Annotated in this window: 24 protein-coding genes and 1 tRNA gene; 7 read left to right on the forward strand and 18 right to left on the reverse strand. The window is 63.8% G+C overall.

Features of this window, described 5'->3' with window-relative positions; all coding sequences use genetic code 11:
* Position 1 precedes the first annotated feature (1 nt).
* The 16 genes from EAE28_RS22100 to EAE28_RS22170 form a co-directional block, all read right to left on the reverse strand.
* A complete protein-coding gene (locus EAE28_RS22100) occupies positions 2 to 1,144 on the reverse strand; it encodes a LamG domain-containing protein (RefSeq protein WP_164736744.1) in 1,143 nt (380 codons plus the stop codon).
* A complete protein-coding gene (locus tag EAE28_RS23910; protein ID WP_164736745.1) occupies positions 1,137 to 1,424 on the reverse strand; it encodes a hypothetical protein in 288 nt (95 codons plus the stop codon). Before EAE28_RS23910 ends, EAE28_RS22100 begins: the two co-directional genes overlap by 8 nt.
* A complete protein-coding gene (locus EAE28_RS22105) occupies positions 1,414 to 3,060 on the reverse strand; it encodes a phage portal protein (RefSeq protein ID WP_127110392.1) in 1,647 nt (548 codons plus the stop codon). Before EAE28_RS22105 ends, EAE28_RS23910 begins: the two co-directional genes overlap by 11 nt.
* On the reverse strand, positions 3,060 to 3,593 hold the full coding sequence (locus EAE28_RS22110; RefSeq protein WP_127110394.1) for a hypothetical protein: 534 nt from the start codon (positions 3,591 to 3,593) through the stop codon (positions 3,060 to 3,062). Before EAE28_RS22110 ends, EAE28_RS22105 begins: the two co-directional genes overlap by 1 nt.
* Positions 3,594 to 3,596: 3 nt before the next feature.
* On the reverse strand, positions 3,597 to 5,594 hold the full coding sequence (locus EAE28_RS22115) for a phage terminase large subunit family protein (RefSeq protein ID WP_127110396.1): 1,998 nt from the start codon (positions 5,592 to 5,594) through the stop codon (positions 3,597 to 3,599).
* Positions 5,591 to 6,127, reverse strand: a complete 537-nt coding sequence (locus tag EAE28_RS22120) for a terminase small subunit (RefSeq protein WP_127110398.1) — start codon at positions 6,125 to 6,127, stop codon at positions 5,591 to 5,593. Before EAE28_RS22120 ends, EAE28_RS22115 begins: the two co-directional genes overlap by 4 nt.
* Positions 6,128 to 6,335: 208 nt before the next feature.
* The gene (locus EAE28_RS22125; protein WP_127110400.1) at positions 6,336 to 6,557 is read right to left on the reverse strand and encodes a hypothetical protein; all 222 of its coding nucleotides are present in this window, start codon (positions 6,555 to 6,557) and stop codon (positions 6,336 to 6,338) included.
* A gap of 153 nt (positions 6,558 to 6,710) precedes the next feature.
* Positions 6,711 to 7,523 carry a glycoside hydrolase family 108 protein gene (locus EAE28_RS24055; RefSeq protein WP_220443982.1) on the reverse strand — a complete coding sequence of 271 codons (813 nt, stop codon included), beginning with the start codon at positions 7,521 to 7,523 and terminating at the stop codon, positions 6,711 to 6,713.
* A 2-nt stretch (positions 7,524 to 7,525) separates the two neighbouring features.
* Positions 7,526 to 7,768 (reverse strand): hypothetical protein, encoded by a 243-nt coding sequence (locus tag EAE28_RS22135; RefSeq protein ID WP_127110402.1) that lies wholly within the window; start codon positions 7,766 to 7,768, stop codon positions 7,526 to 7,528.
* The gene (locus tag EAE28_RS22140) at positions 7,765 to 8,220 is read right to left on the reverse strand and encodes a hypothetical protein (RefSeq protein WP_127110404.1); all 456 of its coding nucleotides are present in this window, start codon (positions 8,218 to 8,220) and stop codon (positions 7,765 to 7,767) included. Before EAE28_RS22140 ends, EAE28_RS22135 begins: the two co-directional genes overlap by 4 nt.
* A 109-nt stretch (positions 8,221 to 8,329) precedes the next feature.
* On the reverse strand, positions 8,330 to 9,268 hold the full coding sequence (locus EAE28_RS22145) for a helix-turn-helix domain-containing protein (protein WP_127110406.1): 939 nt from the start codon (positions 9,266 to 9,268) through the stop codon (positions 8,330 to 8,332).
* On the reverse strand, positions 9,265 to 9,624 hold the full coding sequence (locus EAE28_RS22150; protein ID WP_127110408.1) for a TSCPD domain-containing protein: 360 nt from the start codon (positions 9,622 to 9,624) through the stop codon (positions 9,265 to 9,267). The genes EAE28_RS22145 and EAE28_RS22150 overlap by 4 nt, the downstream gene beginning before the upstream one ends.
* A gap of 82 nt (positions 9,625 to 9,706) precedes the next feature.
* A complete protein-coding gene (locus EAE28_RS22155) occupies positions 9,707 to 10,138 on the reverse strand; it encodes a RusA family crossover junction endodeoxyribonuclease (protein ID WP_127110410.1) in 432 nt (143 codons plus the stop codon).
* 3 nt (positions 10,139 to 10,141) lie between these two features.
* Positions 10,142 to 10,390, reverse strand: a complete 249-nt coding sequence (locus EAE28_RS22160) for a DUF2312 domain-containing protein (RefSeq protein ID WP_425466786.1) — start codon at positions 10,388 to 10,390, stop codon at positions 10,142 to 10,144.
* 116 nt (positions 10,391 to 10,506) lie between these two features.
* Positions 10,507 to 10,701 carry a hypothetical protein gene (locus EAE28_RS22165; RefSeq protein WP_127110414.1) on the reverse strand — a complete coding sequence of 65 codons (195 nt, stop codon included), beginning with the start codon at positions 10,699 to 10,701 and terminating at the stop codon, positions 10,507 to 10,509.
* A gap of 106 nt (positions 10,702 to 10,807) precedes the next feature.
* Positions 10,808 to 11,248: a hypothetical protein gene (locus tag EAE28_RS22170; RefSeq protein ID WP_127110416.1), complete on the reverse strand. Its 441-nt coding sequence runs from the start codon at positions 11,246 to 11,248 to the stop codon at positions 10,808 to 10,810.
* Between the two features lie 251 nt (positions 11,249 to 11,499).
* On the opposite strand from EAE28_RS22170, the gene EAE28_RS22180 reads away from it, so the two are divergent.
* The 7 genes from EAE28_RS22180 (at position 11,500) to EAE28_RS22200 (ending at position 14,825) form a co-directional block, all read left to right on the forward strand.
* Positions 11,500 to 12,246, forward strand: coding sequence for a S24 family peptidase (locus EAE28_RS22180; RefSeq protein ID WP_342773127.1), 747 nt, complete (start codon positions 11,500 to 11,502; stop codon positions 12,244 to 12,246).
* A 235-nt stretch (positions 12,247 to 12,481) separates the two neighbouring features.
* On the forward strand, positions 12,482 to 12,766 hold the full coding sequence (locus EAE28_RS22185) for a hypothetical protein (RefSeq protein ID WP_127110422.1): 285 nt from the start codon (positions 12,482 to 12,484) through the stop codon (positions 12,764 to 12,766).
* Positions 12,763 to 12,915 carry a hypothetical protein gene (locus EAE28_RS23915; protein ID WP_164736746.1) on the forward strand — a complete coding sequence of 51 codons (153 nt, stop codon included), beginning with the start codon at positions 12,763 to 12,765 and terminating at the stop codon, positions 12,913 to 12,915. The genes EAE28_RS22185 and EAE28_RS23915 overlap by 4 nt, the downstream gene beginning before the upstream one ends.
* A 23-nt stretch (positions 12,916 to 12,938) precedes the next feature.
* Positions 12,939 to 13,253, forward strand: coding sequence for a hypothetical protein (locus EAE28_RS22190; protein WP_127110424.1), 315 nt, complete (start codon positions 12,939 to 12,941; stop codon positions 13,251 to 13,253).
* A gap of 231 nt (positions 13,254 to 13,484) precedes the next feature.
* Positions 13,485 to 13,646: a hypothetical protein gene (locus EAE28_RS23920; protein ID WP_164736747.1), complete on the forward strand. Its 162-nt coding sequence runs from the start codon at positions 13,485 to 13,487 to the stop codon at positions 13,644 to 13,646.
* On the forward strand, positions 13,643 to 14,623 hold the full coding sequence (locus tag EAE28_RS22195; protein WP_127110426.1) for a site-specific integrase: 981 nt from the start codon (positions 13,643 to 13,645) through the stop codon (positions 14,621 to 14,623). The genes EAE28_RS23920 and EAE28_RS22195 overlap by 4 nt, the downstream gene beginning before the upstream one ends.
* 116 nt (positions 14,624 to 14,739) lie before the next feature.
* Positions 14,740 to 14,825, forward strand: a tRNA-Leu gene (locus tag EAE28_RS22200).
* Positions 14,826 to 14,984: 159 nt separating this feature from the next.
* Here EAE28_RS22200 and EAE28_RS22205 read toward each other — a convergent pair.
* Both EAE28_RS22205 and EAE28_RS22210 read right to left on the reverse strand, forming a co-directional pair.
* Complete coding sequence (locus EAE28_RS22205) at positions 14,985 to 15,812, reverse strand: CPBP family intramembrane glutamic endopeptidase (RefSeq protein WP_127110429.1); 828 nt, start codon at positions 15,810 to 15,812, stop codon at positions 14,985 to 14,987.
* On the reverse strand, positions 15,809 to 16,291 hold the full coding sequence (locus EAE28_RS22210) for a DUF3237 domain-containing protein (RefSeq protein WP_127110431.1): 483 nt from the start codon (positions 16,289 to 16,291) through the stop codon (positions 15,809 to 15,811). Before EAE28_RS22210 ends, EAE28_RS22205 begins: the two co-directional genes overlap by 4 nt.
* Between the last annotated feature and the right edge of the window lie 26 nt (positions 16,292 to 16,317).

Below are 16,317 nucleotides of genomic sequence, written 5' to 3' on the forward strand. Positions count from 1 at the left end.
GTCAGGCGCTCCAATAGTTGTGAAGTTTCAGGATTTCGGTGGGGGTGAGCACGCGGTCGCTCGCGAGAGCGTCAGAGATAAGCCCAGAGAAGAGGAATAGCGGGGTTCCATTGATGTTCAGTCCGCCCAGCGTCACCCCAAGTCCATTGGACGTAGGGCCACTCTGGGGGGCACTGTAAACTTCCACCCCGTCAGCATAGAGGTTCACTGTGGACCCATCCCACGTGATCTCCCCGGTGCGCCAGCCGTTACCAAGGTCCGGCCCGCCAAAGATGATGCTCGGTGAATTTTCGCCAACACCCCCAGATATTTGCCCATTCGCGTGCCTGGTGAGATAGGCGCGATTGTTGGCACCTGATGAGCCTATGATGCCTCGAGTTCCCGTCGCCCCTTGCGAGGCCTTGAAACGCGCCGCCAGCGTTCCGGCAACGCCCGGTTTGAACGTAGTCTCCAGCCGGTCATCGCTGCCGTCGAAAGACAGACCTGTGCTCTGGTATGTCGGGCGCGCACCCGCTGTGGGCTGTACGCCGTGGTAGCCGGGGATTTCACGCACCGAGATGTTGCCGATCTCGACGTACTGCCCGGCTTCGGACGGCACGGCGATGCAGCCGACATACATGGTTTCCACCGTCGCGACGAACACCTCATCAAAATCAAACGAGGAAGAAAGCAACGACCCTGACGGGAGAGTCGCCAAGTGACCAACGCGATTTGAGATGGCGCCGACAGTGCCCGCAAAGCCAGTCTGGGTCACACGATAGAAGTTACCGACCACAAGACCGGTGATCTCTTGAGAAACCCCCATTGCCGCCGTCGACGCTGCGGTAACGCGGATGCGCCCGCCTGCCGAGGTGATAACCTCCGATCCCCGCGCCGCCAACCAACCGTCGACCGCCGCGCCGTCGCCGTTGATCACCCTTTCCGGCCCAGGCTCCGGACCCGGTGTCTTGCTCAGAACCAGACCGGCTGGATTTCCCGGCGCGGAAACATTCGTGATGCCCGCGCTTGTCAGGAAAAGCGTGCTCAGGTCGCGGTGGGCGAACAAAAGGCCCGTGTCGGACGGGCCGAAAATGGCGGCAGGTGTCCAGCGGCTGCGCGACCCGAATGGCGATCGCGGATCGAAGGGCGATGCGCGGTTACGCATGGCTGACCGAGATAGCCCCCAGCCCGGTTGCTGATCTCGCCCACACGCGTTTAGCCATCGGCAGCCCGGGGAAGAGGTCAGAGAGCGCCTCATTCCGGGCACCGGTTCCGCAGGGATAGAACCATTCGGCGAAGTCCCCGGTGGGCTCCGTGCCGCCTGTCGTTGCGGCAATCATCACCTGCGCCCCCGAGATAACCTCGAAGGAAATCGAAGCGACATCGCTCGATGTCAGCTCGGTCCACTCACCCTCGGGCAGGCTCAGCTTGGTATTACGCGGCATTCTTTGCGCCTCCTTTTTTCTGTCCGCTGGCAGTATCGCCGTCGTTCGCAGGCGCATCGGCTTGATCAGCAGGCGCGGGCGGTGCGGTGCCCTTCCGGGTCAGAGCAGCCTCGATGAACTGGTCAGGGATCCCGGCCGCGCGCATCTGCTCGACGTCCTGCGCGATCTCGCGCCAGACAGTTTGAGGGTCTCGCCCCTGGTCCCGGATGTAAGACCCAAAGGACCGCATCAAGTTGTCTTTCTCGGTTACTGCGGCGTCGACGTCAGCCCGCGGGTCGATCCACGACCAGCGCCGGGCCTGCCACAAAACTGACCGGTATTTCTCCAGGCGCTCGGGCTTCAGCGTTCCGCCGGCTGCAGTCTTGATCCGTCCGGCCAGCAATGCCCGCGGCAACCAGGCCAGGAACACCGGCTCGACTAGCATTTCGATCAGCCATTCCTGAAGACCCTTCCAGTGCTCGCGCTCGTCAAGCGCGCCTTGCCGGATCGACGAGAAGTTGACCCCCTCGAGATCATTCGCGAGGTTGTTATAGGCCACGCCCATGCCAACCGAGATGCCGCGAAGCATTTCCTTTCTGAACGGCGCGAGCTCGCCCAGAGGATAGGTCGGGTGGTTCGGGACAGGCTCGACACCCGCGGGAAGCTCCTGCCACACGCCCGCCTCAACATCGACCTCGATCGAGGCGTCATCTTCTTCACTTTCAGGGCCATAGCCCTCAGCCCATTTGAAGAATCCGCCCTTCGCTGCTGACACCCGGGCGTTGACCAGCGCCGCCTGTTCGTATCCGGCCAACATGCGCATGCGCCATAGCGCGGTGACCATCCAGGGCAGGCCGCGCTTTTGACCCACCATGTCCTCGACAAACCCATGAAGGATTTCAGACGCGGGAACCGTTACAAAGGATCGCCCGCCGAACGCGTAGTCCGCATCGCGCTCATCCGTGGTCGTGAACAGGTAGGCGATCGGGCGGCCATAGCGGTTGAATCTGATGCCGTGCCGGATGAACGTCCCATCTTGGCGGCGCTCTTCATCGTAATCGACCGGGCATCGCTGCGGATCCAGCACCTGCAACGCGAAACCCCATGGACCCGCCTCTGCGCCAAAGATCGTGCGCACCATGAACTCGCCGTCCCGTGCCGCCGTGGCGGCTGCAGACTTCTGGATTGCGACGAATGAGCGCCGGCCAGTGACGTCAGCATTTTCGCGACGGCACCAGTCGCGCCAAGCTTGCTCGATCGCATCGTTCGCTTCGGTGTCGAGCGTTCCGCCCTGGTCGCGCGCCTGTGCCTGCAGCCGGATACCGACAGGACCCACCACGTTCTGCGTCACGGTCCGCAGGAAGCCACGGCCATAATCGTTGTTCAGTGCCTGGTCACGCGACCGCGCCACAACGGCGCGCTGGTTGTTTCGGATCACCGTGTCGGCTGTTACCGGCGTTGCGGTCCAGCTGGCCGACAGCCGATCTGTTGCACCGGCATCGAGGTTCCGTGCCGCAGCTCTCGCGGAAGCCATCACAGCCCGCTGACGCGCTCGCCGCACGATCCCGCCAGATTGCGGCGCAGCCGTGATGATCGGCTCAGCGCGCGCAGCGCCGGTATTACCCGCCTCTGGCGCGCCTTTCCCAAATCCGAACATCAGAACCTCGCCAATATTTGCCGCCCGAGCAGCGATTGCCCGTGCCGCGCCGCCTTCTGCCGGCGCACCTCGTCGCGATAGCGGGATCTGAGCAGCAAGAGGTCGGCAACGGTCATCCTCGTGATCGACCGGCCGTTGATCTGATAGGCCTGCTGGTCTTTCGTCGCGCGCCCCTCGATCACAGCCTCAATGGCAACGAGAACGCGTTCGGCATGCGACCGACCGTCATGGCCGGATGCAATCACAGACAGGTCAGCCTCGAGCGTGAGCTGACCCTCGTCGACAAGCGCGACCTCGGCGCCCTGAACCGCGCGCAGCGACCACCAGTAGGCTCCGGGTGCCCAGCTGGACGTCATCGCTGCATCAGCGGCAATCAGATGTGAGGATCCGCTGGCAGTCGAAGTCAGATCGATCTGGGCCGGGCCGCGCAGGTAGAGCGCGAGCGACCACTCTGGTGCCCGGTATGCGGTCAGGGTGATGCTGATCGAAAGAGTCACACCTGCGTAAATCGTGCCCGGGATGTTTCCCGCCATGCCTCACCACCTGTTCACCCAGCTCGCCCCGCGCTTCGGGCGTTTCTGGCGTGCGCCTTTGGCGGCAGACTGCGCTGACGGTGGCTCTTGGTCCTCTGGCGGTATGCCCGCCTGTGCCGTCTGCGCAGCAGCAGAGGCCCGAAGCCGCGCACGCGGTGCGCTGATCGTTTCCACCGGTGCTGGCGTCGGTTCGTCGTCGTCGACATCCGTCGCCAGGCGCTTCGCCAGGCGCGGCAGATTCGGGTTAATGACCTTCAACGCGGCATAGGCGTAGACACGGCAGTCAAGCGCTTCGTTCCTGTCACGCGTCTTGTGCCAAGAGCGCACGGCAAATCCGCGCAGATGTTTGGTGACAAGCTTCTCCGCTGTCGCCATCGCGAACCATTCGGCGTCACGATCATCGGGAACATGGCAGTAACCCGGGCCGAGGGCGGTTTGGGCGAGCCGCCGCGCAACGATTAGTTTCGCCTCGTCGACGCCGACCGAGAACAGGTCGACCTTCCGCGCCCGCTGGCCGGATTTTTTCTTGCTCGGTGCACTGACGATCGGGCGGCCCCAACCTTCGACCCCTTTGATCGCGAAGAGGCGGCGCCCGGTCTTGCCTCTGGCATAGTCATAGGCGGCTTGTGTGTAGCCGCCGCGCCCCCCGGTATCGAGGCAGGTTGCCGAGATCGGCAACTGCGCGCCGGACTGGTGCAGCCAGGTGCGCGACAAATGGGCGTCCAGATCATCCCAAACGTCGCCGTGAAGCGGATCGCCCCAGAGCACGGTATAGTCGACAGACCAGCTTTCTTCCCCCAGCCCCCAAGCCACGGTTTCGAGCTCGAGGCGATCCTCTTGCATATCAACACCGCAGGTCAGGACTAGCCCGCCGGCGGGCACCGGTGCCGCGAAGCGTTCCGCGCGGGCAATCAGGTCCGAGGATTTCAGCTGCTCGCCAGCCTCTTCCCAGGTCTCAGCCAAACTCACGTTGACGAAGGTCTGAAGGTCATTCGCCGCCTTTTTGTCGAGGAAGGACTGCACGATGTCGCGCAGTTTTCGCATCGTCGAGTAGAGCTCGTTAAGATGATAGGAAGCATGACCTGTGAACGGCCGCTCGGCCTTCCAACCTGCTCCGACCTTCTCAGCGTCCCTGATCGCGGCGACGCGTTCCCCATCGGACCATACCGTGCCGCAGTCCTCGGCCTCGCAAAGATACCGCGCGCTGGACGGCAAATGCTCACCGCCTGCGCCCTTGTCCCAGACCACCTGCGCCCAGCGCAGCGTTTGGTGGTGGCCGCAGTGCGGGCAGGCGACATGGAACCTGCGACCATCGCCTTGCTCGAACGCGCTCTCGATCCAGCTCGCACCTTTGATTGTCGGCGTGCTTATCTCGAGCAGCTTGCGCTGATCTCCAAAGGTTGCCGCGCGCTGCCACAAAAGCCCGACCGGATGGCCTTCGGCTGTCCGATCGTAGCCGTCGGTCTCATCACACACGATGAAAGGGGCTGAGCGTCCCCGCATGGTCTTTGGACTGCCAGACCAGCTGAACATCAGGAACCCTCCCGGATAGGATTTCATGCGCTGGTTGTTTACCCCGTCACGCCCGCGGGGCTTTGCAATCAGCTCCTGGAGCTCGTCGCTCGCCTCGACCAACGGGTTAAACTTGGTTTCCAGCCAGGTGTGCAGGTCACCTTGGCTCGGCTGCATCATGATCTGCGACGTAGGGTTCTGAGCTATGCGATACGCCTGCGCGCACAGCGCGAGCATTGTTTTGCCGACTTGAGCGCCCCACATGAGCGTAATGCGCTGGCAGTCAGGATCCGCCGTCATATCCAAGGGCTCGCGCTGATAGGGCGCGTTGTCGAACCGGATCAGGCCAGGGATGGCGTTGCCGATCGGCGCCTTAACTGATTGCTCGGCCCACTCAGTGGGACGCAGGTCAGGAGGTGGCCGCAAGTGCCGCTGCGCACGAGAGACCGCAAAGATGATCTCAGACGCGTTGCCAAACGGCGCGCTCACCCCGTGTCGTCCCCGTCATCGTCTTCGTCTTCAAGGTCGTCCGCGCTGAGCAGCTGCGAGTCCGCCAGAGCCTCGAGAGCCCGGTCGACCTCTTCCTCGAGGACGTGACGGATTCGCGCTTCGTCTTTCTCACCGACGATCATCCTTGGCACGCGCGACGCGATGGTGCGCATGTTTGCGCGGACCTCGGCGAAGGCCTTGACCATGGCGCTCTCAAACTGCGCAACCGGCGCGACGTCGGCTTTCTCACGAGCAAACGCAAGCTCTTCGCGCCCGGTCATCGCTGCCAAGCGGCGACGCTTCAGTTCCTGTTCCGAGGCGGTGACGTTGCCGGCTGCCTCATCCCGCGCCTTGAGCTCTCGCCAGGTAGCAACTGCGGCTGTGTTGAATTCGTATTCGCGCCCCTTGCCGCCGCGTTTCTCAACAGGGCAGCCGTTCCGGATCCAGTGATCGATAGTCGGCATAGCGACGCCAAAGAGCTCAGCGAGCCCCGTCCTGTTGACTATCCTGCCCGTCTGCCTCCGGTTCGTCATGCGCGCTGCCTATAATAATAACCCATGATTTCAGCGGCCTCGCACATGTACATTTTTGCGCTTCCATGCCCCCCGCAGTAAATCCGGCCAGAAAGGACCCGGAAAATTTCCTAGCGTTATCAGTGACTTGACTTGGTCCTCGCACCGTCCGACCCAGATCACCGTCCAGCACCGTCGGCGCGGCGCGACCACGCTAGGCAGCGCCTCTCTACTGCCCCGCATCGGCATGGACGCACGCGGCGTCGGTGCGCGCGAGCAGGGTCGCGCCCGTGCTCACCGAGGCGTCGCCACCGTCTGCGAGAAGGGCATCGGCGTGCGCCGCGCGGTCAGCCCGTGTCGCGTCGCACAGTGCCTCAAGATCGGCGACCGGTGCGGTCGCGCAACCAGTCGCGAGCAGCAGCGGGATCGCCGCGAAGATCAGGCGCATCATCAAGCCTCCGTCTGGTGTTGCGGTATCCCTCGGCCCGGTCAGCTCGATCGAGAGCGTCGTCACGCTCTTGCGTGCGCAGACGCAACAGGAAGCACAGAGCCGCGAACGCAACCGCCGATGCGGCCGATAGCCAAAGGCGCAGACGCGCAATCATCACTGCACGCCATCAGCGAGCCGCTTGATGCGGTCGCGCATGATCCACAGCCCCAGCAGCACGACAGCCCCGGCGAATGCCAAGGCGAAGATCTGGGCAGTGCCGTCCAGTGCGCCAACGCCCGCCACGGCCGCACCAGCCCCGGTCACGACCTGCGCAACAGACCCTCTGAACGCAGCGCCGTCGGTGGGGCGCTCGGGCTCTGGCTCGGCGCGACCGGCAGCCACGTGCGGGTCAGGGATGTGCGCGGCAGCGCCGGGCAGGGCGGTGGCCATGACAATCGCCCGGTCGATGACACCAGTGTCGGCATCATCCCAATCAGGACGCTCGCCCATCACGCGACGGCGCCAGCCGACGCCAAAAACACCAAACCGCGACAGGGTGCGCAGCCATGCCATGCGGTCACGGCAGAGGGCAGGGATCAGGGATTGCGGGTCAGCTCTCTCGACAGCATTGAGTGTCACCTCGCCAATCACGCCGTCGGCAGTGACACCAACGGCGCGCTGCAGGAACTGTACAGCGCGACGCGGCCCGCTGTTCACAGCGAAATCGAATACCGCATAGTCGACGCCAGCAGGCAGGGCGTCGCCCTGGATCGCGTCCCAGTATTGCCGACGATAGATCTCGGTCACTTCGGCGTCGGTGATCTCGCGCACTGACCTAAGGGCAAGACCCTTGCGGGCGCGGAACGCATCATAGACGCGGCGCGTCACGCCCCGGTTGGTCTCGCCGCCCGGATCGTCGGGGTGGTTTGCATAGCCGCCCTCGTGCGCCAGCACCCACCTCAAGGCCAGATTGAAGCTATCGCGCATGGTCAGCCCTTCTTGTCGAGCAGGACATTCTCAATTCTGATTACCGACGATCTGACATCGTCGATGGCGGCGCGGTCCTCTTTGCGCTGCTCATTGCGGTGTGCGAGGTCACGCTCGAGAAGCTCGATTTGGCGCTGATTTGTCAGCACCCGTCGCACGAGCCAGGCACATGCTGTGACGATCGCTGCCCCAGCTGCTGCAAGGATTGAGATGATGATCTGCTCGATCCGCTCGTATTGCGTCACACTGCCACCTGCCTGCCCTTCACCACCTTTGTGGTCTCGGTCTGGCCCGCTACCGTGCCTTTTTCCTCTGGCGGGTTCCCCTCAGCCGGATATCTGAGGATCTCGCGCACGCGATAGGTAGAGAGCCCCACCGCCTCAGCGATCTCATCCAGGGCTTTGCCGTCAGCGCGCATGCGGGCGATCTCGCGATTGCGGAACTCACGCACGACGAAACCACAGTTGGCGGGCTGGAGGATTGCGCCGCCGAAGTGCCGCCGCATCCGTTCCGCGTCATCGTGGCCCAGACATTGGATCAACCAGTGATCCTGCGGCATGCGCTTCGGGACGTAGAGCACCCGCCGCCATGGCCGTGAGCCAGATGTGGGCAGCATACCAATTAGATACAGCGCCCGAGCCCGCCCGATGATGTCAGCGATCTCCTGGGCACTCGACGGGAGTCCTGCAGAGCTCATCGGGCGAACCTGTCGGTGGCACTGCCCCCGGCCGACCGCCCGGTGCCGCGCTGGCGGCCGCGAAAGGCCTCAGCAGAGGGCGTGCGGATGCTGAGATCATCGACCACGATCAAACACCCCGCTTGCGCAGCTGCGCCTCGGTGACGTGACCGCGCGCCAGCAGTGCGCCTCGAACCTCGCTCGAAATGGCGTTCGGCGCGATGTAGCCGCTGCCGGTCAGGCGCTTGCGCCAGAACTCGACCCGCTCGTCGAGAGAGGCGCGGGGGCTCTCGGCACCGCGGGATCGCCTCGAGCTCTTGGACCCGCTGGCATTCTTCGCCGCTCGGGCCATCGCAGGGCCCAGGGCGCGCGGCCCCTGCGGCAAGTCGGGCTTCTCGAGGGCGAAGGCCCGGGCTGTGGCAATCATTTGAGCCTCGGTCAGGCCCAGCGCCGTCCATGCCTCGCGATACCGGCCATCCCGCGCTTCGATCGGCCAGTATCCACTCTCAGCGAGCGACGGCTCACCGAAAGCCTCGGCCATCGACTTCACAAAATCCACATTCAGCCGAGCGCGCTCGCGCGCATCGTCTTCGTCGTTTACAGGTTCCCTTAAAGGTTCCCTTACAGGGTTAGTGTCCAGATTCTGGACACGGCTCTGCGGTAAATCTGGACACGGCTCGGGGTCCAATCTGGACACGGCTCCGTGTCCGGTTTCTGGACACGGGTCAGCCTCGTGTTCTTTTTCCGTTCGTGTTTCGCCGTGTCCAGTTTCTGGACACGGGCTTTGTGCGAACTCAGGCTCGAACCCCAAAATATAGCGCGTGGGCCGCTGCCGGCGCGTGGTGGGATCGACCGATCGGACACGCTGGATGTGTCCCTTTTCCTCGAGCCGCGCGAGGTTGTCATTCACCGACGCACGCGACATGCACGAGGTCTCTGCCAGATAGGACTGGCTCGGGAAACACCCGTTCCGGGGGTTGTGACAGTCCGCCAGGCACAAGAGCAGCAGCTTCTCGGCCGGGCGCAGGTCGCCCAAGGCAAAGGCCCAGTTCGTCGCAATATGGCTCATGCGGTACCTCGTGCGCCTGCAGGCGTCATCTCAGCCGCCACGGCGGCAACGATCGCCCCCAAGGGCGAGGCGTGGTGATCGGCAGCAGAGCGGGCACTGGGCAGCTTCAGTAGGCTGTGGCCGAGGTCAGCGGGATCCGCGCCGAGCTGCAGCGCGATGCTGATCAGCACGCAGGCGTCGGAAATCACCGCCGCCATGTCCGAACCGGTCTTGCCGCCGGCAAAGACCTCGAGCGGTGCCGCTGTTTCAGGGTCAAAGCCGATCGTGACGGTGAAGCCGTGCGCGTGATCATCACGCTGCCACAGGACCTGCCGCGTGACCGAAGGACGGCGATCTGGGGGGCGCTGACGCATCATGCGGCCCTCAATTCTTGCCGGTCCCGCTGCATCAATGGCGTCTGGACGGCGGCAGTCTTGGTGACGCTCAGGACAACGCGTTTCATCGCAGCAACTCCCGAAGCCCGCGCGGCACAAGGGCGACGATCTCGCTGGCCACCGGCGAAAGGGGCGCAAGCTCGATGACCGCCACGGCACCGGCCATGGCTGGCGTCCACACCGCCGTCGCGCTGCGGACCCACCTGCGGCTGTCGTCAACGATCACGCCCGCCCGGACGAACGCATCCAGATAGCCCTTGAGCGTGTTGTCGCTGTCCATGTTGCCGACGCTGTGCTCGCCGACATAGAGCGTGATCGCGACCGGCAGGGTGAAGCGCGGCGAGGCATTGGCGCGGATCGCATCGAGGACGCTCGCGCGCCACGTCTTGTATTTTGCCGAATGCACACGCCCCTTGCCCGGAACGTTGCAAAACAGGTTGTTGGTGCTGATCGGCCCGGGCAGGGCAAGGCAGGCCGAGGAAGGGGAGACGGCCATCACTCAGCTCATCCCCAGCGCAGCTTTGTAGAGGTCGAGGATTGCCTCTTCCTCGGCAATGTCATCGGGCTCGCGCTTGCGCAGCGCGATAATCTTGCGCAGCACGGCGGTGTCGTAGCCGCGCCCCTTCGCCTCGGCCATGACTTCCTTCTGCTGCTCGGCCAGATCCTTCTTTTCGGCCTCGAGGTGCTCGTAGCGCTCGACAAACTGGCGCAGCTCATCGGCGGTGACGTCATAGGCGGTGTCGGGCATGGTGTCCTCCATCTGCCCGCAGGCGCGGGACAAGGGTGCAGAATATCGGGCGCGCCAGGTGCGGCACGCTGCTGTGGTCTGGTAATTGCGGGTGCTGTGCGGCGCGGGCCGCTGGCTTAATGCGGCGGCTTCCGCCCAAGGCTGCGCTGCACCTCGAAGGTCAGGGAACCGGTGTCAGACGTCACCACGGCCACCGGCCCGGACAGGTCCAGCTCAAAGACCGCGTCGGGTTCCGGCGCGGCGGCGAGGGCGACTCGCAGTGTCGCAATCAAATCGTCAAGCTGGTCGCGGGTCATAGGGGCCGAGATCATGCCGGGCCCTCCGGCCGATAGCTCGGCAGAGCAATGGTGCTGCCGCCGTCCACGGGAGAACAAACGGCGACAGCGATCCGCGCGGAGAGGAGGTCGCGCGAATAGGTCATACGGCGCCCCCTCGAACGCCCATCTTTGTCTTAAGCGCAGCCATCGCATCACCGGTCAGTCGATGCACGTCGTCGAGCTCGGCATAGGCGCGGGCAATGGCCTGCGGGTCTTCGGGCGCAGCCTCATAGGCTGCGAGTGCAGTCACACCCTCGGTGGCCTCGCGCAGCATGTCGAGATGGCAGGCCAGCCCGGACTTCATCGGAAGCCCGGACAACTCGCGCGACCGCATGTTCGAGAACGGGTAGCGTCGCGTGGCGTTTTCGAGAGCACAAACCCACGAGTAAGGAGGTTCGGAGTTGCCATTCTGAATGCGCGACAGGCTGGCCGAAGATACCGAATGCCCGACAGCCGCCTCGATCGCTGCCATCGCGGCTGGCTGGCCGCCTGCGGCTTTGACCAGCTCATCAAACATATGGGCGCGAAGGTGCAGGGTCATTGAAAACGGTTTTCCTTGTTGATGGCCGATAAAGACGGATCTTGCGTTCAGGAAGGGAGGTGCTCGGATGGCATCAGGAAGCGGCACGGAGCGGGGGATTTTCCCGCATGTAGGCTCGAACACGGTCACCGGTCTCAAAGCGAGGGCTGGATTTACCGTCTTTCCAGTCTCGCCACTGGCCGTGGTTTGCGCCGATTGCCAGCTTCAAGAGCCTTTGAGGCGAGGTGCCACACTGCGCACAGTAGGCTTCGATGTCTGAGATGAGCTGTTCCATAGAGGTCTTTATGGGGGATTATTCCCCCGGTACGCAAGGGGAAATCACCTCCATTACACGAGCGCCGCTTGAGGGTATATTTCCCCTCATGGAAAAGCCCTTCAAGGATGCCCTGGAGTTTGCGATCGAGACGACCAAGCGGTCGCTTCGCAGTGTCGCTATCGATGCCGGGGTGTCATACGATCAGCTGAAGAGCCTCATGCAGGGCAAGGCTAAGTCGACGAATTTCGACGACGGCGTGAAAGTGGCCGCTGCCTTCGGCGTGTCGGTAGAGGATTTTCTTGCGGGCAATCTGACATTCGCAGGCCCTACCGTTGCGGTGGCAGGCTGTGTCGGGGCGGGCGCGTCTGTCGAGCTTGTTGATGCCTATGACAAGGGCGACGGATTATATCACGTAAGAACGCCCGAGGGTGTTAGTCCGCGCGGCATCGTTGCAGTAGAGGTGGCGGGCGATAGCATGTCCCCGGTCTACCAGCCTGGCACGGTCTTGTTCTACAGCCGTGATGTTGTTGGTGTCCCTACTGAGGCCATTGGCAAGATCTGCATCTGCGAAGACGAATCTGGCAAGGCATGGGTGAAGGTTGTGCGAGTGGGCCGCGAGGAGGGCACGTTCAGCATGATTTCCCTGAACCCCGAGGCAGGCAACATTCATGGTGTACGCCTCAAGTGGGCGGCGCCGGTTAAGTTCAGCTTGCCGCCGGAATATGTGCAAAAGATTGAGTGACCTTTTTCGAGCTCGTGTGGGCCGCCGCTGGCGGAAAGTCTGCTGAACTCAATGATGACGCACCCCGCCTAGAGCGGGGCTTTTCTTTGCGCTGCCAGGGCGCGCCTGCGTGCCTTGGTGCTTAGCGGCGGCTCGGCTGCTGAATCCGGGGGAATTATCCCCCATATTCTATTGACGGGGGAAAATTCCCCCTATACGTTCGCTCCCATACTCGAAGGCATCGAAGGGAGAGACCATGGACACCATCATCGACCGCCTCGGCCCGGTATCGCCCATGCGCACGGATCTTCCTGCGCGCATGTCACAGCATCGGCCGGGTCAGGTCACATGGCCGGAGCCTCTGCTTGGGCGCAGCTGCGCCCAGTGCGCGCATCTTACCCCGGAGAAGCCCCGCAAGGACGGCACCCTGCGCGGGCGCTGCGCGAAGGTCATGACGCACCAAAACGTGCAGGGGGTGGCGTTCAGCTTCGCCGACGCCGTGGCATGCCCGCAGTTCTACGCAGCGGGGCCAGCACGATGACCTTTCGCCCTGACAGCGCCGACCGGCCAGAATGGCAGGCTCTGGCGATCAACATCCTCGTTGGTGTTGCGATCGGCGGGGCGGCGGGGTGGTTCTATCTCGCAATGACCGCCCAGCGCGTCGCGGCTCTTCTGGTTATTGCGCAATGACGCGGCACCCGTCCGAGGTCAGCTTGCGCCCGACGCCCAGCGCGCTGCGTTACCTCTGGCGCTGGGCGCAAGAGAAGAGCGCGTTCGCCAAGACGGCTGGCCGGGCCTTCCCGAAGCTCGATCTTCTGCCGATGGGGCTGGCCGGGCAACCCGGGAGCCACGTTGAGCTGCGCCACTGGAATGGCGACCGCATGTTGCGCGTCTGGATCGACTACCAGGCTCCGGGCTGCTGGGCGTTGGTTGTCCGGCTCGAGCGCCCGCTGTCGCGACAGAACGATCAAACCACCCTGAACATCCCGCGTGCCGTGGCGCGTCTGGCGATGGCCGAAAAAGGATGACCACTGTGAGCACCACCCGTTCCGTTCCGCTAACCGCCACCGCCGCCCAGCGCCTCGCGCGCTGGACGCCGAGCTTTGAGTGAGGGGGCCGGTGGCCCGCCCAGCGGATGAGGCCCCTATGATCGTTCGAGGCCTCCACCTCGCCCTAAAGCGCCTGCTCTGCCGCCATCAGTGGGAGCGGATCGGCGATCACACCGAATGCGTCAAATGCGGAAGGACCCAGAAATGAGCATGCGAGCCATCATCACAGTCGCCGCCATGCGAGAGGCCATTCAGGCCGCAAAGGAAGGTCTGAAAGTAGAGGTCAAGCCTGACGGTACGCTCATCATTGCGCCGGTTGCATTTGAGCGCGATGCTGGTGATGAGTTCGACCTCGTGAGCATGAAGCGATGAAGCGCGAACTGCCGAAATTCGTCTATCCCAAAGGGAAGCGGGGCTACCTGTATTTCTGCCGCGGGAAGACGACCCAGCGAATTCAGGCCGACTTTGGCACGCCCGAGTTCTGGGCCGAGTATGCTATAGCTCTGAAGGGCAGGGCGCCCGTCCGGCCCGGGAAGACATTCACCGCGCTGATCGAGAGCTACAAACGGAGCAACCGGTTCAGCCGCCTCGCGCCTCGCACAAAGGCTGACTATGACAAGGTCCTGACGTTCATCGTGGATCGGATAGGCGGGCTGGATCCGGCAAAGATGCAGCGCCGCAGCGTCATCGCCTATCGGGATGAGAACGCGGGGGCCGTCCGCTTTGCAAACTACCTGGTGCAGATCCTGCGTATCCTTTTTGAACACGCGCACGACATCGGCTGGAGGAATGACAACCCGGCGAAGGGCGTCTCCCTGCTCAAATCGACGGCCGCACCGCGCGAGCCGTGGCCAGCTGATCTCGTCGAAGCGTTCCGCGCGAAAGCGACAGGCCCAGCGCTTTTGATATTCGAACTGTGCCTGGGCACAGGCCAGCGGATCAGTGACGTGCTTCGGATGCGCTGGAACGACATCGAGGCAGGCGGGGTCAACGTCACCCAGGGCAAGACCGGTGCGCGTTTATGGGTGCCGCTCACGCCTCAACTGCGCGCCGTGCTGGCCGTGACTGCAAAGGACGGTCTCACCATCGTCACGACGCGGGGCGGGCGGATGATGTCCTACAAGACCGCGCAGGGCCATGTGATGCGGGTTCGATTGCAGATCGGCGGGGAAGGGCACGACATCCACGGCTTGAGGCACACGGCGGCATCGGAGTTGGCGCGCCTCGGGTGCAGTGACGAGCTGATCCAGTCGGTCACTGGCCATTCCAGCGCCAGGATGGTTGCTCACTACGCGGGCGCAGCGCGGCAGAAGGCCCGAGCCAAAGAGGCGCAGGAGAGGCGGGAATGATATTTGTTGGGGCATGGAACAGAACAGGACCGGAACGAGAACCTTGAAACGGTCGTTGAAACGGTCCTGCCGAGCCCTTGCGCCCAACGCCCCAACGTGCTGAAAACGTTAGCAGTGGCCGCTTGCTGGAATGGTAGACAGACCGGACTTAAAATCCGTTGCTCGTATGAGCGTGTGGGTTCGAGTCCCACAGCGGCTACCACCTGGACTCTTTCGCATTGTAACACGTTGATTTGCCGGTGTTACGTTTGGCGTGGGTCAGGTTAGGCGCTCATCGCTGCGTTTCATGCCGGTTTCAGCAACGCCAGCACCCGCCGCGCTGCGGCGAAGGGCGGGGGTGTCGCTTGCCGACTGGCGGGTCTCAGGGTGCGCCGGGGACATCGCCGGGCAGGTCGCCGCGCCCGGCATGGCGCAGCAGCCACAGGGCGTAAAGCCCGTTCGGCACCACCACGATCAGCGGCAGGATCATCAGTGAAAACAGCGCCGGCTCGCCGTCCTTGCCCTGCTGGCGCAGCGCGAGTTCCAGCGAGAACGCACCGAAATTCCACAACAGATGATATATCACGGCAGGCCAGATCGAGCCTCGGCGCAACCGCATGGCCAGCAGCAGAAGGCCGGTCGATATGGCGGCGACGGATTGCACGGCGGCGGGGCGGAAGTCACCGATCTCCAGCCCGTTGCCCATATGGATCAGGCCAAACACCCCGCTGGTCAGCAGCATCGCGGGCCAGATCCGCAGCCGACGCCGAAGGGCCGGGAACAGGATGCCGCGAAACATCAGCTCTTCGGACACCGCAATCCAGACCATGAGGGCAAACAGACCGATCAGCTGCGTCACGGGAGGGGTGCCGACCCAGACGACCAGCGCGCCAAAACCGGGCAGATAGAGCCACGGCAACCACATGATCCGCTGCGTGCCGGGTCTGGGCAAGCCCAGCGCCAGATCCGACCAGCGAAACGCCAGCAGGCACAGCACCAGAAAGCCGGTGGCGAGCGCTTGCGGCACCGGCGCCTGAGCGATCGGGCCAAAGGTGCCCGGCAGGAATCCCAGCGAGGAAAGCGCCAGCCAGACCGCGAAGACCACCAGCGCACCAACCAGCCCCAGCGGCCTGCGCGGACGGCCGGTGCCCTGCCATGCGGACGTGTGCGGCGGTTGCAACTCTGGTTGTGGTTCGGGCGCGTCGGTCACGCCGGTTCGACCAGCCAGACGTTGATCTTCACCGCACCACGGTCAGGGGGCAGACTGTTCATCGAGCCGACAAACACCCGGCGGTTCAGCCAGTCCCAACGGCCCCTGGGCGCGGTGATCCTGACATGCGAGAGCGCATAGCGGCCGTTCGGGGTGGGATCGTCGATGGTCACGCGGTTCTCGATATGCAGCACGGTGCCATCGTCGACCTGCATCTCGTAAATCGCCTCCAACTCCTTGACCCCGTCGGCGCGCAGCAATTGGCGGTCCGCGCCGCCGGACAGGACAGTGCCGCTAAGGGTCTCGAACCCCGCGGCGCCACGAAAGAGCCCGCCAATGATGGGCACGATGAACCGTTCGCCATAGGGGCCAATGCCCAGATCCTGCTTGGGCTGGCAGGTCACGACCGCCTCCCACAGCAGGCGCGTTTGCGGGGCGGGCGCGGGATTGGCGCGCAGAAGGCTGTCAAAATCGTCCATAAACCTCTCCAGATCGCGCGCATCCT

The sequence above is a fragment of the Pararhodobacter zhoushanensis genome, assembly GCF_003990445.1.
Lineage (GTDB): Bacteria > Pseudomonadota > Alphaproteobacteria > Rhodobacterales > Rhodobacteraceae > Pararhodobacter > Pararhodobacter zhoushanensis.

What these genes read in the sequence shown, in the direction of transcription:
- EAE28_RS22170 (WP_127110416.1), bottom strand. Translation starts at nt 11,248, where the DNA reads ATGACCCTGCACCTTCGCGCCCATATGTTTGATGAGCTGGTCAAAGCC.
- EAE28_RS22185 (WP_127110422.1), top strand. Translation starts at nt 12,482, where the DNA reads ATGGACACCATCATCGACCGCCTCGGCCCGGTATCGCCCATGCGCACG.
- EAE28_RS22125 (WP_127110400.1), bottom strand. Translation starts at nt 6,557, where the DNA reads ATGATGCGCCTGATCTTCGCGGCGATCCCGCTGCTGCTCGCGACTGGT.
- EAE28_RS22110 (WP_127110394.1), bottom strand. Translation starts at nt 3,593, where the DNA reads ATGGCGGGAAACATCCCGGGCACGATTTACGCAGGTGTGACTCTTTCG.
- EAE28_RS23920 (WP_164736747.1), top strand. Translation starts at nt 13,485, where the DNA reads ATGCGAGCCATCATCACAGTCGCCGCCATGCGAGAGGCCATTCAGGCC.
- EAE28_RS22100 (WP_164736744.1), bottom strand. Translation starts at nt 1,144, where the DNA reads ATGCGTAACCGCGCATCGCCCTTCGATCCGCGATCGCCATTCGGGTCG.
- EAE28_RS22145 (WP_127110406.1), bottom strand. Translation starts at nt 9,268, where the DNA reads ATGAGCCATATTGCGACGAACTGGGCCTTTGCCTTGGGCGACCTGCGC.
- EAE28_RS22155 (WP_127110410.1), bottom strand. Translation starts at nt 10,138, where the DNA reads ATGGCCGTCTCCCCTTCCTCGGCCTGCCTTGCCCTGCCCGGGCCGATC.
- EAE28_RS24055 (WP_220443982.1), bottom strand. Translation starts at nt 7,523, where the DNA reads ATGCGCGATAGCTTCAATCTGGCCTTGAGGTGGGTGCTGGCGCACGAG.
- EAE28_RS22150 (WP_127110408.1), bottom strand. Translation starts at nt 9,624, where the DNA reads ATGATGCGTCAGCGCCCCCCAGATCGCCGTCCTTCGGTCACGCGGCAG.
- EAE28_RS23910 (WP_164736745.1), bottom strand. Translation starts at nt 1,424, where the DNA reads ATGCCGCGTAATACCAAGCTGAGCCTGCCCGAGGGTGAGTGGACCGAG.
- EAE28_RS22140 (WP_127110404.1), bottom strand. Translation starts at nt 8,220, where the DNA reads ATGAGCTCTGCAGGACTCCCGTCGAGTGCCCAGGAGATCGCTGACATC.
- EAE28_RS22180 (WP_342773127.1), top strand. Translation starts at nt 11,500, where the DNA reads ATGTCTGAGATGAGCTGTTCCATAGAGGTCTTTATGGGGGATTATTCC.
- EAE28_RS22160 (WP_425466786.1), bottom strand. Translation starts at nt 10,390, where the DNA reads ATGCCCGACACCGCCTATGACGTCACCGCCGATGAGCTGCGCCAGTTT.
- EAE28_RS22105 (WP_127110392.1), bottom strand. Translation starts at nt 3,060, where the DNA reads ATGTTCGGATTTGGGAAAGGCGCGCCAGAGGCGGGTAATACCGGCGCT.
- EAE28_RS22195 (WP_127110426.1), top strand. Translation starts at nt 13,643, where the DNA reads ATGAAGCGCGAACTGCCGAAATTCGTCTATCCCAAAGGGAAGCGGGGC.
- EAE28_RS22210 (WP_127110431.1), bottom strand. Translation starts at nt 16,291, where the DNA reads ATGGACGATTTTGACAGCCTTCTGCGCGCCAATCCCGCGCCCGCCCCG.
- EAE28_RS22120 (WP_127110398.1), bottom strand. Translation starts at nt 6,127, where the DNA reads ATGACGAACCGGAGGCAGACGGGCAGGATAGTCAACAGGACGGGGCTC.
- EAE28_RS22165 (WP_127110414.1), bottom strand. Translation starts at nt 10,701, where the DNA reads ATGATCTCGGCCCCTATGACCCGCGACCAGCTTGACGATTTGATTGCG.
- EAE28_RS23915 (WP_164736746.1), top strand. Translation starts at nt 12,763, where the DNA reads ATGACCTTTCGCCCTGACAGCGCCGACCGGCCAGAATGGCAGGCTCTG.